General features: G+C 58.1%; 11 protein-coding genes and 3 pseudogenes. 2 read left to right on the forward strand and 12 right to left on the reverse strand.

The features are described from left to right. Positions 1-173: 173 nt before the first annotated feature. From HX817_RS31485 to HX817_RS03955, 6 genes and pseudogenes are all read right to left on the reverse strand, one after another. Positions 174-1670, reverse strand: a complete 1497-nt coding sequence (locus HX817_RS31485) for a methyl-accepting chemotaxis protein (RefSeq protein ID WP_177036104.1) — start codon at positions 1668-1670, stop codon at positions 174-176. 286 nt (positions 1671-1956) lie between these two features. Further along, the gene (locus HX817_RS03935; protein WP_371316414.1) at positions 1957-4365 is read right to left on the reverse strand and encodes a TonB-dependent siderophore receptor; all 2409 of its coding nucleotides are present in this window, start codon (positions 4363-4365) and stop codon (positions 1957-1959) included. 113 nt (positions 4366-4478) lie between these two features. Then, complete coding sequence (locus HX817_RS03940; RefSeq protein ID WP_256344178.1) at positions 4479-5426, reverse strand: FecR domain-containing protein; 948 nt, start codon at positions 5424-5426, stop codon at positions 4479-4481. Beyond that, positions 5426-5926, reverse strand: a complete 501-nt coding sequence (locus HX817_RS03945; protein WP_177036105.1) for a sigma-70 family RNA polymerase sigma factor — start codon at positions 5924-5926, stop codon at positions 5426-5428. Before HX817_RS03945 ends, HX817_RS03940 begins: the two co-directional genes overlap by 1 nt. A 396-nt stretch (positions 5927-6322) precedes the next feature. Continuing rightward, a pseudogene (locus HX817_RS03950) lies at positions 6323-6770 on the reverse strand (transposase); the annotation flags it as partial. Between the two features lie 304 nt (positions 6771-7074). Further along, the gene (locus HX817_RS03955) at positions 7075-8088 is read right to left on the reverse strand and encodes a hypothetical protein (protein WP_177036106.1); all 1014 of its coding nucleotides are present in this window, start codon (positions 8086-8088) and stop codon (positions 7075-7077) included. 452 nt (positions 8089-8540) lie between these two features. On the opposite strand from HX817_RS03955, the gene HX817_RS03960 reads away from it, so the two are divergent. Then, the gene (locus tag HX817_RS03960) at positions 8541-8840 is read left to right on the forward strand and encodes a hypothetical protein (RefSeq protein ID WP_087694689.1); all 300 of its coding nucleotides are present in this window, start codon (positions 8541-8543) and stop codon (positions 8838-8840) included. A gap of 91 nt (positions 8841-8931) precedes the next feature. Here the strand turns inward: HX817_RS03960 and HX817_RS03965 are convergent. Further along, a pseudogene (locus HX817_RS03965) lies at positions 8932-9042 on the reverse strand (YeeE/YedE family protein); the annotation flags it as partial. Positions 9043-9370: 328 nt separating this feature from the next. On the opposite strand from HX817_RS03965, the gene yiaY reads away from it, so the two are divergent. Beyond that, on the forward strand, positions 9371-10519 hold the full coding sequence (gene yiaY, locus HX817_RS03970) for an L-threonine dehydrogenase (RefSeq protein WP_076016933.1): 1149 nt from the start codon (positions 9371-9373) through the stop codon (positions 10517-10519). Between the two features lie 141 nt (positions 10520-10660). Here the strand turns inward: yiaY and HX817_RS03975 are convergent. The 5 genes and pseudogenes from HX817_RS03975 to HX817_RS03995 form a co-directional block, all read right to left on the reverse strand. After that, positions 10661-11458: pseudogene (locus HX817_RS03975) on the reverse strand (methyl-accepting chemotaxis protein); the annotation flags it as partial. A 283-nt stretch (positions 11459-11741) separates the two neighbouring features. Beyond that, positions 11742-12635 carry a LysR family transcriptional regulator gene (locus HX817_RS03980; protein ID WP_003209726.1) on the reverse strand — a complete coding sequence of 298 codons (894 nt, stop codon included), beginning with the start codon at positions 12633-12635 and terminating at the stop codon, positions 11742-11744. Between the two features lie 81 nt (positions 12636-12716). Further along, a complete protein-coding gene (locus HX817_RS03985; protein ID WP_008432604.1) occupies positions 12717-13769 on the reverse strand; it encodes an alpha/beta hydrolase in 1053 nt (350 codons plus the stop codon). Positions 13770-13817: 48 nt separating this feature from the next. Then, positions 13818-14762, reverse strand: coding sequence for an alpha/beta fold hydrolase (locus HX817_RS03990; protein ID WP_177039979.1), 945 nt, complete (start codon positions 14760-14762; stop codon positions 13818-13820). Positions 14763-14883: 121 nt separating this feature from the next. After that, complete coding sequence (locus HX817_RS03995) at positions 14884-15657, reverse strand: carboxymuconolactone decarboxylase family protein (protein ID WP_003209734.1); 774 nt, start codon at positions 15655-15657, stop codon at positions 14884-14886. Between the last annotated feature and the right edge of the window lie 67 nt (positions 15658-15724).

Consider the following 15724-nt stretch of genomic DNA (forward strand, 5'->3'; position numbering starts at 1 on the left):
GCTATGCGTTATCCGGCCCACGCTCAAAATGAACACGCCACGTCCAAATAAAGGAGCAGAAAGGGCCCGATTCATTTGATTGAAACCCGATCTGCCCGTAGCGACGCTCACGCCTGGACTATCCATCCGCGTCAGAAGCAGCGCTTGAATCGAGCACCGGCCAATGCTCCCACTCACTGATGAAACCGGCGCCCCAGCGCATCCAGCCGTACCGCAATCGGCGGTAACCGCTCACTGCTCCTGGCCAGCGTCTCCACATCCTGCGCCGTATTCTGCGCGATGCTCTGCACCGACTGCAGCCGCCCGACAATCTCCACATTCGCCGTGGATTGCTCACGGGTGGTCGACACAATCCGCCCATTCAACTGGTCGATCTGCGAAATATCATTGCCCACCGCCCGCAGCATCTCCACCGCCAATTGGCTGTCCTCCACGCAGCGCTCCACGCCCTGGCGACTGTCGTGCATGGCCTCTACCGCTTGCCGGCTGCCGTGTTGCAACCCTTCAATAATCGTCTTGATCTCCTGGGTCGACACCGCCGTGCGTTGCGCCAGGCTGCGGACCTCATCGGCGACCACGGCAAACCCGCGCCCTTGCTCACCCGCGCGGGCGGCTTCGATGGCGGCGTTGAGGGCCAGCAGGTTGGTCTGGTTGGCGATGCTGTTGATCACCTCCAGCACCGAGCCGATTTGTTCGGCCTGCACGGCCAGCCCTTCGACCGTCTCGTTAGTGTCGTGGAGGCGGGTGGCGAGCTGAGTGATTTCCAGCTGGGCACGGCCGACGCTTTCCTGGCCACGGATGATCTGCTGGCTGGCTTGCCCCGCGTGCTCGACGGCATGCTCCACGTGCACGGCGATATGGCCCATGGCATCTTCCATGCGCTGCATGGAACCGGTCATCTGGGCGATTTCCGCCAGTTGGTGGCGCGCGCCTTTTTCCAGGGTGCCGCTGGCGTGAGCCAGCTCCTGGCCGAGTTGGCCGAGGCCGTGGGAGTCGCGGGCGACGCCGTCGATCAGGCCGGTGATCTGGGTCAGAAAGTGATCGAAACGGGTGGCAAGGGAGACATGCACTTTTTCCGGACTGCCCTTGACGGCCTCACCGCTGAACTGCGTGGTGACGGCGAGCATTTTTTCGAGCATTTCCTGGCTTTCTACCGCTTCTGTCTGGCTGTGCACCGCGAGGTAGAGCAGGGCGACCGTCTCCATCACCACGTAGAACGCGTGGATGAAAATCATGCTCCAGCCGCCGTGATGCTCCATCACAAACACCGGGAAACCCTGATGCTGCAACGCATGAAACACCACGTGGTGGACCGCGATGGTGACGGCGGCCACCAGGATAGGCAGCCAGTCGCGGTAGAACGTCAGCACCGCCAGCAGCGCGAAGATACCGAAATGCGATTCGATGACACCCTGGGCCTGGTTGATGTGCAGCGCCGCCATGACCATCAGGCCGACGCCAAGGGCGCAACGCATCAGGCGCGTGCCGCCGATGACGCGATAGGCCAGGGTCAGCACCACGCTGGTGCCGCCGCCTATGAAGAGCGCTTGAAGCAGCGTGTCGTGCCAGAACGCCAGGCCGAGGGAGAAGAGGGTCATCAGCCAGATCAGGGCGAGCATGATGCGGTCGGCTTTGCGGTAGTGCTCGATGAAACGGGCTTGGACAGGCATTCACTCGTACTCCATGTGGACGGGCCGGGGTGAGGCAAGCATGCGACGTGCCATACGAGCATGCGGGGAGCGAATCGGGTGTAGGGGAGCGGGGGTTGATTGATGGTAGGAGGTTATCGGCGGTGTTGGGTGGGGCTTTAGGGGGGATAAGCCAGAAGCTGCTTGTTACGAGGGGCTGCAATCGGCCAAAAGCCGTCGATCATGATCTGAAAGATCCGGGGCGACTCAACGTCCTGAACGACAACACCTACCCTAGCAGGATGTTGTCATTCTCAGAATATGTGGCTTACATGCTCCACTTCATGGTCACGGCCACGTTACGCGGGTCGCCGAAGATGTTTGCGCCCGCCGGGTTACTGATGCTCTGGTAGTAGTGCTTGTCGAACACGTTGTTCAGGTTGGCTTGCACCTTGAGGTTTTTGTTCACGTTATAGCCGGTCATCAGGTCGACGATGCTGTAGCCGCCCTGAGACACGCCGTAGGTTGTGTATGTGCTGCTCTGGCTACGGAATGAACCGCCGATCGACCATTTTTCGAGATCGCCCGGCAATTGATAAGTGGTGGACAGCTTGAGCAGGTTGTATGGCGTGTCGCTGTCGAAGCGACCGCTGCCGCCCTTGACGTTTTTGGCACCGGCATAGGTGTAACCGGCCGAGGCCTGCCAGCCACGGGCAAGCATGCCTTGCAGTTCAAGGTCGACGCCTTTGGTTTCCACTTCGCCGGAGGCCACGGAGCAGGAAGCAACACCCGGTGCACAGGCATCAAGCCCTTGGGCGAGGTTTTCCTGGTTCAACTGGAAGTAGGCCAGGCTGGCGTTCAACGCGCCGTCAAAGTACTCGCCCTTGATCCCGACTTCACGGTTGGTACCGGTGACCGGCGGCAGCAGGCTGCCCTGGAAGTCCACGTTGGCTTGCGGCTGGAAGATTCTGGTCCAGCTGGTGTACACCGAGTAGGTATCGTTGATGTCGTAGATCAGGCCGGCATAGGGAGTGTATTCCCGCGTCGCCTTGTAGTCGGCGCCGAATGTGTATTCGCCGGAAATAGTGTTCTGTTCGTATTCGTACCAGTCCAGGCGTGAACCGAGGATCAGTTTCAGGTCGTCGCGCAGATGGAAGCGTACGGTGGCGTAGGTGCTGTATTGATCGACCTTGCCCTTGCGCGACCAGTTGTAGTTGATGGCCGGTTTCTCTACGCCGTGATAGTCGAAGTTTGACGGGTCGAGCACGATGTTCGGGTCGTTGAGGAAACCACCGCCGGGGCCATCGTCGGTTTTATCATTGCGATAACTGCCCCCGAGCACCAGTTCGTGGGTCGCACCAAACAGGGTGAAGGGGCCGGACACGTAGCCGTCGACGCTTTTTTGCGTGTGCTGGTAGGTGTAGCGGCCCACGTTCAGGTTCAACTGATCCGCACTGGAGTCCAGTCGATAGAAACTGGTGCCCAGCATGTCCAGATCGCCTCGCAGCCACGTGGTATTCAGGCGCAGTTTCCAGTCGTTGTCGAAGCGGTGCTCAATTTCGGCAAATGCGCTGGTGTTTTTCTTGTTCCAGTAGGTCCAGTTCGGGCTCATGCGCGTCGAACGGGATATCGGCAGGAACGTGCCATCGGCACGGGTCGGAATGCCTGACCAGTCGGCACCCGGGTTGTCCTCACGGTTGTAATACGCTCCAAGGGTCAGGGTAGTGGCTTCGCTCAGGTCAAACTCGGTGATGCCGTACAACAATTGGCGCTTGCTGCTGTAGCCATCGGTAAAGCTGTCTTTGTCCTGGAAGGCACCGACCACGCGGCCCCTGATCGAACCGCTGGAATTGAGGGCGCTGCTGGCATCGATTTCGGTGCGGTAGTTGTCCCACGAACCGGCACCCAGGGTGACCGACACTTGCGGCTCGACGGTGGGGCGTTTGCGGATCAGGTTGAGGGTGCCGGACGGGTTGCCGGCACCGATCATCAGTCCCGATGCACCGCGTACCACTTCCACCCGGTCGAACATCGCCAGTGTCGAGGTGCCGAGGGTGTCGCTGTCATACGCGACGGGCAGGCCGTCAATCATGATGTTGTCGATGGCGGATCCGCGGGAGTAGAACTCCGGGCGTTCACCGCCGGTCTTGCGCATGGTCAGGCCTGGGGTATAAGTCGAAATATCCTCCAGGGACTGCATGTTCTGGTCATCCATGCGCTGGCGGGTGATCACCGTGACCGACTGCGGCGTCTCGCGCATGGAGGTCGACAGTTTGGTCGCAGTGCTCATGGAACCGGTGGTGTACGATCCGCTCCCCTCTGTCGTTGCTCCCAGCGATTGGCCCGTGACACTCGTCGCGCCAAGCACCACCGTTGTTCCGTTATTGGCAGGGATTAACACGTATCCACCATTGCTCTGACGCTGCGCTTGTAACCCGCTGTTCGCCAACAAGCGCATCAGTCCCTCCTCGACGCTGTACACGCCAGCCAGGCCCGTTGTAGTCAGACGGCGGGTTTGCTCGGTATCAAATGAAATAGTCACGCCCGCTTGCACTCCGAACTGGATCAGGGCAGTGCCGAGCAGACCTGAAGCGATCTGGTAGGACGTCTGGCTCTGCGCCAATACTGGCGTGGACATTAGCGCCGGCCCCGACAGACTCGCGAGGCTCAGTCCAAAGAGGGCCAAGCGAACCGGACGGGTCATTGAAGTCTTTGCATAGGGGGGAAGCAGGGGCATTTTGTTGATCCTTTCGTAGTCATGGCAGAGAGTCGCTGTCATCGCGGCTTGTGTCATTGACGGATGAGAATCAAAATCAGCAAGGTGACTCGTCAAACATTTTCAAATCGAACTCATGCCGGTTCGATGCTAGCCCAATAGCGCGTCAGGTAGCGCACTCTCACCGGTAAGGCTTGGCTCAGGTTTTCCAGCACGGTATCCGTATCATCTATGCGGAACGCCCCTGAGATGCTAAGCCCCTGAACCGATGCAGCGCACCGCAGTACGCCAGGGCGATAGCGTCCCAACTCTTCGATGAAATCGCCCAGCCGCCAGTCATTCACGCTCAGCATGCCCTGTACCCAAGCGGTCGAGCCCGGGGGTAAAAGACTGGCGGCATCGACTTCATCGCGGTCAAAGGTGACTTGCTTTCCAGCATCGAGGCGCAGAGTGCGTTCAACATGCTGGAGCGGACTTACTTCAACAGCGGCTTGCAGTACTCCAACACGCGTTTGTTCGGTCAGTTGACGGACGCTAAACCAGGTGCCGAGCGCACGTACCCGACCTTCGCCAGTCTGAACGATAAATGGGCGCTGAGTGGGATCCTGGGCGGTCTTGACAAGAATTTCACCACGGTACAACTGGATCAACCGCTGCTTTGAGTCGAAGCGGATATCCAATGCAGTATCCGCGTTCAGTTCCAGTTGTGAGCCATCGTCCAGGCGTAGCGAGCGACGCTCACGGATACTCGTACGCTGTTGAGCGAGCATTGAACGATACGGAACTTGCTCAACTGCCAGCCACGTACATCCGCCAACGGCCACTAGCATGCCAAGTATTTTCAGCACATCACGACGTTGTATTTTTGCTGCGCTGAGGCTGGATAGGGCCGCTTGTTTGGGCACCATTTTCCATTGTTGTTGCAGCGTTTCGACGCGCGCCCAAGCCGCAGCGTGCTGTGGGCTGGATTGCATCCAGATGTTCCAGGCTTGGGTTCTTGCCTCGTTGACCGTCCCGTCATTGAGTTGCACGTACCAGGTGGCGGCAGCTTCAAGTATCTTGAGGTCCAGGGAGGAAGGCATCAGCTTTCGACCAGCAAAAGGCACCGGGTCATGGCGCGAATTAAATGATTTTTGACCGTGGTGACCGAGACGCCGAAACGTTCAGCCGTTGCAACATAGCTTAGCCCTTCAAGCTGGACCGCCAGGAATATCTCCCGAGTCCTGGCACCCAATTCGTCGAGTAGGCTATCGACCGCGATCAGCATTTCGATGATGGACAAACGTATTTCTGGCGAAACATCTACGGGTTCAGGTCGCTGGGCCAAGGCATGCAGGTACGCCTGCTCAATGGTGCGGCGGCGGGATTTATCGATCAACAGGGAGCGCGCAATGGCGCTGAGGTAACCCCGCGGCTCGCGGATTGGGGTGTCATGGCGAGCGGTCATGACTCGCAGGAATGTGTCCTGGGCCAAGTCCGAAGCATCGGCGGCATTGCCCAGCCGGACTCGTAACCAGCCCTTCAGCCAACTGTTGTGTTCGCTATAGAGCCGATCGAGAACTGAATGATCAAGCGCCGACATGATAGTGTCACCGATGAGTAAATGCTAATCGATCTCATTGTCGTCATGGCAAGCTGTTTATGCAAGTGTCTTTTCTAAGGCTGGTGAAGGCTCATAGAGAGTTCAAGAGATTTGTTTAGCTTTGGAAACAAGGTGATTTCCCCTTGCGGAGAATAATCTGTCTGATGTTTTGAATCGGCTCGGATTTCTCAAATCCGGGCCGATTTCAGCCGAGTTTCGACTGGCTGCAATTGGCCGATTCTGTTGAAAACAGTCGGATTTTCAGATCGCCTAAACTCAGGCACGACCACCACTGGAGAGCCTACTCACCACATTGAGTGGTTTTTCGGCCCATCGGTGACTTTTGCTGCTCAGTTATTTGGTTAATTCGAGGTTTTTTGCTTGGTGCAGGCGCAACTATTCCGTGAATGGTGGCCCTTGAGATGAAAATTTGGCCAGCCGTCGTAGGTTCTGCACCGCAGCGGTCAGCGTGAATTCATCTGTCGCGCCACTCATGCCACGTAGTCGCAAGCGATCCAATGTAGGGATGCGCTTGAGGTGGGTAAACAACATTTCGACCTTTTTAAGTTCGTGGCGAGAGCGCTGATACGCCGGCGTTGCTGCAATTCGCAGGTCCGCATCCCGAGCAGCTTCATGGACGCTGCGGGCGATCTTACGAAAACGCAGTGTTCGGGCAGCACTTGGCTTTCATCGGACACGTCGCGCAGTCGGTCTGTCTGGATCGGAAGATGATGATGTTGGCTTTGGTGACGTGTGAGCGCTCATTTTTGAAGGCTCGCCACTCGCTGCGCAATGGGTTGCCGGCCGGGCAGGAGTATTCCTAAGCCTCGTCATTCCAGTGGAATCGGATGATACTGGTTTCTAAGGTTCTCAAGGGGGCGCTTTCTAGCCAACCTGCTTAAGCTGGTCTCGCGTTATAGATCGACAGGAGACCTACTTTTTCAACAGAATCGGCCGATTTCGGTCTGTCGCGCCAGGCAAAAATCGGCCAAAAGTGGTCATTCGCGAGTTGCCATCAGCAGTCAGTATTTTGATGTGCAGTCGGCCACGACTCCCTGAATCGGCGATGATTGCCAAATAAAAAAGGAGTGCCTCTGTAAAGAGCACTCCTTCCTGCTTACTCGCAATGCTAAATCGCTTGGTTTTGGTCAAGCGCTGTGGCTTACCGGTGCGAACTCTGCTTTCACAAAATATGTTTTTTCTCCGGTTTCGAGATTCGATATGCCGGCCTGCGCACCAACCTCTACTAGCTTTGCCTTGACTGACAGTTCCAAATTTTTGTCTGTGGAGAATGACGTGTTTTCTTTAATCTCTAGGGACGCAGTCAGACAACCGCCCACTTCGCGTGCAAACACGACCGCCTTCCACGAAGGCTCATACGACAGCCAAAAGAAGTTCTCACGATCGACTTTGCTATCTGCTTTCCAAGGCTTGCCGGTTAACGAGAATTCACGTGTATCGAGTGAATCAGTATCGCATTCAGTTTTACCTGCGTAACTGACTGCACCGCCACCCATAGGGCCAACTTGCACGGATGCTTCTGCGCTGATGGAACTGCGGGTTTTATCGGATACTTTCTTGGTGATGCGGATTTTGGTCGCTCCAAGTTGAACCAGTAGCTTGACCAGTTCCGATTCGCGCTCCTCCAGCAGGATTGCATCGTAGCTATCGCTGGGAATGTAGAGGTTCTTGTTATCCGGGTTCGAGTAGTCGGACAGTGGGTGTTTGCGGTAAGCCTTTCCAACGACTGGGTGCCCTGGCTGGAAACGATAGTCAGACTCTCTGGCTTGGGTGCGGGAAAGCGAATGGCGTTGTACGTAAGCAGTGAGCAAACGTGTTTCTTCGGCTATGGCTAGAGCTGTGGCTGATTCATCGGTTGTGGAGCTGCGATCTTTGGCGATTAGTGATGCACCCGCGCCTGCAACACCGGCAGCGGTAGCCGCTGCGCCAATAATCATAGAAATAGGCAGAATAGGAATGAGGAATGACGATGCTGCGGCCGCCGCGGCCGTAGCTACCGCTACGCCGGAATATGCAGTTTTTCCAGTCTGCGGTGTTGTATTTTGGCCAGAAAGTGTGAAGTTTGGGGTGTAGCCGCTGTCATTTTGCTGGGAGGTATCTGAGGCGAAATGATCTTCTACGATGTAAATAAGATCTAGCATTGGGTAACGCTCCTTGTTGGCCAAACACATGGTTGCCAAGCCTGCATCTAGTGATCGTTTCCTTGTCAGGGAAGTGTCTATTGATGCTTTTGTGTCGGCCGTGCTCGACGAATCTTGAATCGACGCTGATTTCCTAGGCGCTTTTGACTGGCTGCTTCTGGCCGATAGCAGCCGGTCGTTTCGTAGGCTGCACGCCATCTTTCAGCTGGCAGTATCAGCCCGAGAAGGTGAGATTAAAGTTGATCCAAGCGCGGCCATTTGCATGTGGAACAGCAGGATCAGTCATGTGATTGCCCTTCTCGGCTCGTACTGTCCGCCTTCAATCGTCAATTGTCCTGGTTCTAACCGGGACGTGCTTAACCACCATTAGCCCGGTTGAACTGCCAACGCGTGGAACGACCCGCTATGCAGGCAAGTCTACCTGTATCTACTCATGGGTAAGGTACAGCGCAATGGATAAGACAATCACCGTCGATCAACTAGCGACCACCGACCTTGGATCAATCAACGAAATATGGCTTGGCGGGACGCATACCCAGCTATGCCTATGGCGTGGCGAACAGGTCTTCACCCACGAGATGATGAGCGAGGGCACCCACGATCAGAATGTCCAACGCCTATGCTTGCAGTTGGTCAACCCTGACGATCAAACCGCCGTAGCCAGCGTTGAGGTAATTGTGCGCGAACGGCTGAAAAAAATGGGGAAGGAGGGCGAGTTTTACCCCGCTGAGGAGGCTGATACTCATCAATAAGAAGAGGAGTATCGGCCATTTATGGGGAGTCAATCCAAGGCCTGTGCTAGATGAGCAAGCCCCGCGCTACAACACTGGCGATGAAGACCTACCCCCGCAGCAATGGCGCAATCACCAGGCCAAGCAGAAACAACGCTTTCTCGCCCCAGCCCTCACTGCCAAACCGCATCACGCTGCCCAGCAAGCCACTGATACCTGCGACAACTTGATCCAATCAATGCTCATTTTGCAGTTCCTGCACAGGAGAGTGGGTGAGGGCTGTTGATCAGCGAACCATCATAACCATCCGGGCGGGTCGGGGTCTGCGCAAGTCAGATTTTGCTGCCGCCCCCCATGGAATGGGTGAAGCCCTGCTCCCAGTACTAAAGGAGGTGTCAATGCCCGCTAAAGGACCATTTCGGTCTGACGCCATAGGTTTAGGCTCAGCTTTGTGATCGTCAACGATGACAACAAGGCGCGCCGCATCACCTGCGAGATGAGTAGAAAACCTCACTGACTCCCGTGTCTCCATAATAAAAAGAGGATTTATCATGAGTAGCACCTTCTTCATTCCTTCCGTGAACATGATGGGCATTGGCAGCCTCGACGAGGCGATGCTCGCAATCCGCAAGTACGGGTTCCGCAAAGCCTTGATCGTCACCGATGCTGGCCTGGCCAAAGCCGGCGTGGCGGCCAAGGTCGCCGGCCTGTTGGCCCAGCAAGACATCGACTCCACTCTGTTTGACGGCGCCAAACCGAATCCGACCGTCAGCAACGTGGAAAAGGGCCTTGAGCTGCTGGCCCGCAGCGACTGTGATTTCATTATTTCCCTGGGCGGCGGTTCCCCCCATGACTGCGCCAAAGGCATTGCCCTGTGCGCCGCCAACGGTGGGCACATCAGCGACTACGAAGGCGTCGACCAATCCGCCAAACCACAAATGCCACTGATCGCCATCAACACCACCGCCGGCACGGCGAGTGAAATGACGCGTTTCTGCATCATCACCGACGAAGTCCGCCACGTGAAAATGGCCATCGTCGACCGCAACGTCACCCCCCTGTTATCCGTCAACGACCCCTCGCTGATGGCCGCCATGCCCAAAGGCCTGACCGCCGCCACCGGCATGGACGCACTGACCCACGCCGTCGAAGCCTACGTGTCGACGGCGGCCACGCCGATCACCGATGCCTGTGCACTCAAAGCCATCGAATTGATCTCGGCCAACCTGCGCACCGCCGTTGCCCAGGGTGACAACATGACCGCCCGGGAAAACATGGCCTACGCGCAATTCCTTGCCGGCATGGCCTTCAACAATGCTTCGCTGGGTTATGTACATGCCATGGCGCACCAACTGGGCGGGTTCTACGACCTGCCTCACGGCGTGTGCAATGCGATCCTGCTGCCCCATGTGTCGAGCTTCAACGCCAGCGTGTGCCCGGCCCGGTTTAAGGATATTGCCCATGCAATGGGGGTTGAGACTCAGCAACTGGATGCGGAGAAGGGTGCTGCGGCGGCTATCACGGCCATCCGTAAACTGTCTGCGGATGTGGGGATTCCGAGCGGGCTCGTTGAGCTGGGTGTAAAGGCTGACGATATTCCGACCCTGGCAACCAATGCGATGAAAGATGCCTGCGGCTTTACCAATCCGCGTCCTGCCAATCAGGATGAGATTGAGCAGATTTTTCATACGGCGATGTGATTGATGTGAAGTGACGCTGGAGAGAACGCCCCGCCTTTGGTTGAAGTGCGGGGTGTTTTGGTTTTGTTCGCCGATAGGGTTGGAGTGGCTCACTGGCTTGGCTGGAAGTGGTCTGTCATGAGCGGCTACTGTCGGCCATTAGTCCATGCGCTGCATGGAACCGGTCATCTGGGCGATTTCCGCCAGTTGGTGGCGCGCGCCTTTTTTGAAGGTGCCGCTGGCGTGAGCCAGCTCCTGACCGAGTTGGCCGAGGCCGTGGGAGTCGCGGGCGACGCCGTCGATCAGGCCGGTGATCTGGGTCAGAAAGTGATCGAAACGGGTGGCAAGGGAGACATGCACTTTTTCCGGACTGCCCTTGACGGCCTCACCGCTGAACTGCGTGGTGACGGCGAGCATTTTTTCGAGCATTTCCTGGCTTTCTAGCGCTTCTGTCTGGCTGTGCACCGCGAGGTAGAGCAGGGCGACCGTCTCCATCACCACGTAGAACGCGTGGACGAAAATCATGCTCCAGCCGCCGTGATGCTCCATCACAAACACCGGGAAACCCTGGTGCTGCAAGGCATGAAACACCACGTGGTGTACCGCGATGGTGACAGCGGCCACCAGGATAGGCAGCCAGTCGCGGTAGAACGTCAGCACCGCCAGCAGCGCGAAGATACCGAAGTGCGATTCGATGACACCCTGGGCCTGGTTGATGTGCAACGCCGCCATGACCATCAGGCCGACGCCAAGGGCGCAACGCATCAGGCGGGTGCCGCCGATGACGCGATAGGCCAGGGTCAGCACCACGCTGGTGCCGGCGCCTATGAAGAGCGCTTGAAGCAGCGTGTCGTGCCAGAACGCCAGGCCCAGGGAGAAGAGGGTCATCAGCCAGATCAGGGCGAGCATGATGCGGTCGGCTTTGCGGTAGTGCTCGATGAAACGGGCTTGGGCAGGCATTCACTCGTACTCCATGTGGACGGGCCGGGGTGAGGCAAGCATGCGACGTGCCATACGAGCATGCGGGGAGCGAATCGGGTGTAGGGGAGCGGGGGTTGATTGATGGTAGGAGGTTATCGGCGTTTTTGGGTGGGGCTTTAGGAGGGATAAGCCAGAAGCTGCTTGTTACGAGGGGCAGCAATCGGCTTGCAGCCGGTCGCGCCCGACGCAGTCGATCAAAATCATCTGCTCATTCACGGTTTGAGGGGGCGGGAAAAATTCAGACGCCTTGAAGGTCGATGACTCAGCTCTTGTAGAGTAACGCCTCAACTACAACGCCAAACGCTGACGAATGTTCACGGCGATTGGGGTAGTAGAGATGGTAACCGGCAAAGGGTTGGCACCAATCTTCCAACACCCGCACAAGGCTACCGTCGGCAAGCTCCTTCGCCACCATGTCCTCTGGCAGGAAAGCCAAGCCACATCCCGCCACGGCCGCACGCAGAATGGGCACGCTGCTGTTGAATGTCCATTGGCCTTCGACGCGGGCCTTGAGTTCGTGGCCATCCTTTTCGAAATCCCATTGCATCAGGCTGCCGTGAGTCGGCAGGCGCAGGTTGATGCAGTTGTGCGCCGCCAGATCTCTCGGTTCCATCGGGTAAGGCCGCTGCTGGAAATACTGCGGTGAGCCGACAACGGCGATGCGTAACGATGGCCCGATCGGCACGGCGATCATGTCCTTGGCCACCTGGTCACCCAGTCGAACACCAGCGTCATAGCGCTGCGCGACGATGTCGGCGAGGGCGTAATCGACGGTGATTTCGACCTTGATGTCCGGGTAGTCGGGCAGCACCTTCAGCAGCTTCGGCCAGAGAATATTGTTCGCCGCATGCTCGGACGCCTGAATCCGTACATTGCCGGCGGGGGTGTCGCGAAACTCGCTGACGGCAGCCAGTTCCAGTTCAATTTCTTCAAAGCGCGGCGCCATCGCTTGATACAGGCGTTGGCCCGCCTCCGTTGGTGAAACACTGCGCGTAGTCCGCGTCAGCAAGCGCACGCCCAGCCGGGTTTCCAGTGCCCGCAGAGTGTGGCTCAGCGCTGACTGCGAGACGCCCAGTTGCGCGGCAGCACGGGTAAAACTGCCTTCGCGGGTGATGACCACGAAGGCTTGCAGGTCGTTGAGATTGGGGCGGGACATTGATGAGAACCTCTCATGAGGAGCGCGTGATTATTCCATGAAAGCAGGTCGCGCACGGATGTGCGACCCTTGGCGCGCTGATCACAAGGTGCGTGCGTAAAAATCCGTCAGTTTGCCGATCGCCGCATCGACATAACGCGGCACCCAGTAGGTTTCAATGTGGGTGGCGCCATCGATGATGAACACTTCCTTGTCGGTGGTGCCGGCGGCTTTGGGAAACGCATCCTGAGTCATGTACAGGCTGTCGGCCTTGCTGCCGGCGATCATCAGCAACGGTTGATTGATCAACTCGATATGGTCGGTGGCGTCGAAACGCATCAGGTCAATAAGGCTGCTGGTGGTGTATTTGAAGGTCGAGTTCGGGTGCGCGTGGGTTTTCCAGTAGTACTCATAGCCTTGGCGATACAGTTCGAAAGGCAGTTTGGCAGTCTGCTCATCGGTGAGGTTGGCATCCCCCGTATACAGCACCGCGCCCCCCGCTGCTTCTTGCGCGCGGGCTGCTGATGCCTGTTGCAAACGTTGCTGGATGCTGTCCAGTTGCGAGTCGCTGTAGCCGTTGCGGCGTACTCGACCCGAGTTGAACATGCTCACCGTTGCCAGGGATTTGAAGCGTTTGTCGGTTTGCGCCGCCGCCAACGAATAACCACCGCCGCCACAAATGCCGAGCAGGCCCAGACGATTGTCATCCACGCCAGCGAACTGGCTGATGAAATCGGCCATGCCGTGAATGTCTTCGATGCGATACGCCGGTTTATCGATGCTGCGCGGCTGACCACCGCTGGCGCCCTGATAGGCCGCATCGGCCGTGATGGTGATGTAGCCCTGTTCGGCGAGGCGCTGAGCATACAGACCGGCGACTTGCTCCTTTACGCCGCCATTTGGATGCGCAACCACTACGGTCGGGTAGGTCTTCTTCGCGTCGTAGTTGGCAGGCGTGTAGACGTTGGCGGCGATGTCCAGACCGTTGAGCTTATAGCTGACCGGGTGGATGTTGACCCTGCCCGGTTCGTTGCGGGTGATCGCGCCGTCGTAGGCGAGGGTGAATGGGTTCTTCTTGTAGTCGGCGGCCAAGGCTTCGCCTGCCGAGAGGCCGACCAATGCCGACATGAACGTGGCTTTGAGGGTGTTCTTCACGTGAAGCTCCTGAGCAAAAAAAGGACGGCAGTTGCGAAAGTATTTGGGTCAGTCCAGCTGTTTTTCTTTGAGGAACTGCGCGACCAGGTCAGCGATCTGCACGTTGTTCAGATCCGACATGGGGAAATGGGTATTGCCGTGAATGCCAATCTCCGGCAGGTGTATCAGTCGCACATCACCGCCATGGCGATTGACCGCGTCACGCCAGAGCCGGGCCATTTTCAGGCGTGCGCGCCAACTGTCCTGAGCGGGCAGATCGACTGCCTGTTCCGGGATGTTGTCGCCGTACAGGATCAGAATCGGAATGCGCGTCAGTGCCATGAATTGCTCCATCGGCACCGCTGCGCCTTGCACCGTGTCGAACGCGCTGGGGATCGGCGCCGGCACTTCACCGTCAGCAAACACGAAACTGCTGCCCGGTTCGAACGCCACGATGGCTTTGACCTTGTCGTTCTTGATCGCCGTCAACCAGCCCGGCCCGCCGCCCTGAGAATGGGTAAACAGGATGCCGGGGCCGATTTTGTCGAACAGCGCCGACACACCATCGGAGACCACGCCCATGTCAAACGGCCCGGTGTTCGGTGTCATAGCCCTGAAAAACTGCTCGCGGGTCTGGGCGTCCTGTGCCACTTGCACGCCGTTGAAGTAGCGGGGCCAAAGGCCGATACGGAACTGGTTGAACCACAGTTGTTCGTCCGGCATAGGCTTGATGGTAGTCTCGACCATGCTGCGCCCGGCATCACCACGCCGGGGTTGATCGATCAGATAGACGCCGTAGTGGCGGCGCAGAAAGATGTTCTGAAAACCCTCGCGACCATCGGCGGTGGTTTCCCAGGTCTTGGAAAACTGACCTGCGCCGTGCCACATGACGATGGGCAGTTTTCGCGCGTCCACCGGGATTTGATAGAAGGCGTAGGCGTGGTCACCGTGGTAGGTCTGACCGTTGGGCGTCATCGGTTGGCGCGGGTTGAAGGTGCCCGGTGCCGTGGTCATCGTTCCGCCGGCGGCGAAGCTGCCTTGTTTCTGGATCAGCAGCGGGCCTTCGGAGTGGTTCGCGCAGGCCGCCAACAGGCTCAACAGCATGACGCTCAGCAGACGTTTTGCAGTTCTCATGTCACTTCCTCGACGCCGCGAGGGCTTGGACCAGCGCTGCGTTGGCCCGCTCGGCAGTCTGTGCATCGCCATGCTTTTTCAGCAGTTCGGTGACTAGGTGCAACTGTGCTGCGCTGAGCCCGACGCGCAGGCTCGCCGCCATGTGCGAGCGCAACTGAGGCTCGACCCCCGGCGTCGCTGCCAGCGCTCCGACAGTCGCCAATTCGCGACTTTGCCAGTCGAGGTTGTCGCGCTCGAAGATGTCGCCGAACAGGTGCGTTTGCAGGAACTGGTTGATCACTGGGGCGAACTCGAACACCGGGCCTTTGACCGGGGCGCCGGAGATTTTCGTTTGATTCGCCGTACCCGCTGCCAATAGCTCATCCCCCACCGGTATCACCCGGCTCGGCTCACGCCCCGGCGCATCGTCAAGGCCGCGTTGTTTGCGCGCCTGCACCACGGTCATCAATTCATTCAAGGCGTTGAGGCTGCGCGGGAAGCCGACGTAGGCGTAGAGCTGCACGAGGACTTCGCGGGTTTCGCTAATGGTCAGGCCGGCATCAAGCCCTTGGTTGAGCGCCGTGTTGAGGTTGGGCATGTCGCTGGTCGCCATGAACGCCGCGATCAGTGGAATGGCTTGTTGCTGGCTCGACAAGCGGGCTGCGCTGGCGGGTGTGCTGGTCATAGTGGGCGAAGCCTCGGCTGCTTGAGTGGTGACGCTGAACATCGCCCCGACGCTCAGGCAGAGCGCCATGAGTGTGGGGAGGGCAGTGCGGTTGCGGGTGTCAGTGATCATCGTGAAGGGCTCCATCCATTGCGGGGCGCTGCGGTGTTGCTGGATCGTAAGGAGGATGGTTGTGGCG

The organism is Pseudomonas sp. C6002, assembly GCF_013385805.1.
GTDB lineage: Bacteria > Pseudomonadota > Gammaproteobacteria > Pseudomonadales > Pseudomonadaceae > Aquipseudomonas.

Excerpts from the sequence above, each read along its gene's own strand:
- HX817_RS03935 (WP_371316414.1), bottom strand. The coding sequence starts at position 4,365 with ATGCCCCTGCTTCCCCCCTATGCAAAGACTTCAATGACCCGTCCGGTT.
- HX817_RS03995 (WP_003209734.1), bottom strand. The coding sequence starts at position 15,657 with ATGATCACTGACACCCGCAACCGCACTGCCCTCCCCACACTCATGGCG.
- HX817_RS03960 (WP_087694689.1), top strand. The coding sequence starts at position 8,541 with ATGGATAAGACAATCACCGTCGATCAACTAGCGACCACCGACCTTGGA.
- HX817_RS31485 (WP_177036104.1), bottom strand. The coding sequence starts at position 1,670 with ATGCCTGTCCAAGCCCGTTTCATCGAGCACTACCGCAAAGCCGACCGC.
- HX817_RS03945 (WP_177036105.1), bottom strand. The coding sequence starts at position 5,926 with ATGTCGGCGCTTGATCATTCAGTTCTCGATCGGCTCTATAGCGAACAC.
- HX817_RS03940 (WP_256344178.1), bottom strand. The coding sequence starts at position 5,426 with ATGCCTTCCTCCCTGGACCTCAAGATACTTGAAGCTGCCGCCACCTGG.
- HX817_RS03980 (WP_003209726.1), bottom strand. The coding sequence starts at position 12,635 with ATGTCCCGCCCCAATCTCAACGACCTGCAAGCCTTCGTGGTCATCACC.
- HX817_RS03955 (WP_177036106.1), bottom strand. The coding sequence starts at position 8,088 with ATGCTAGATCTTATTTACATCGTAGAAGATCATTTCGCCTCAGATACC.
- HX817_RS03990 (WP_177039979.1), bottom strand. The coding sequence starts at position 14,762 with ATGACCACGGCACCGGGCACCTTCAACCCGCGCCAACCGATGACGCCC.
- yiaY (WP_076016933.1), top strand. The coding sequence starts at position 9,371 with ATGAGTAGCACCTTCTTCATTCCTTCCGTGAACATGATGGGCATTGGC.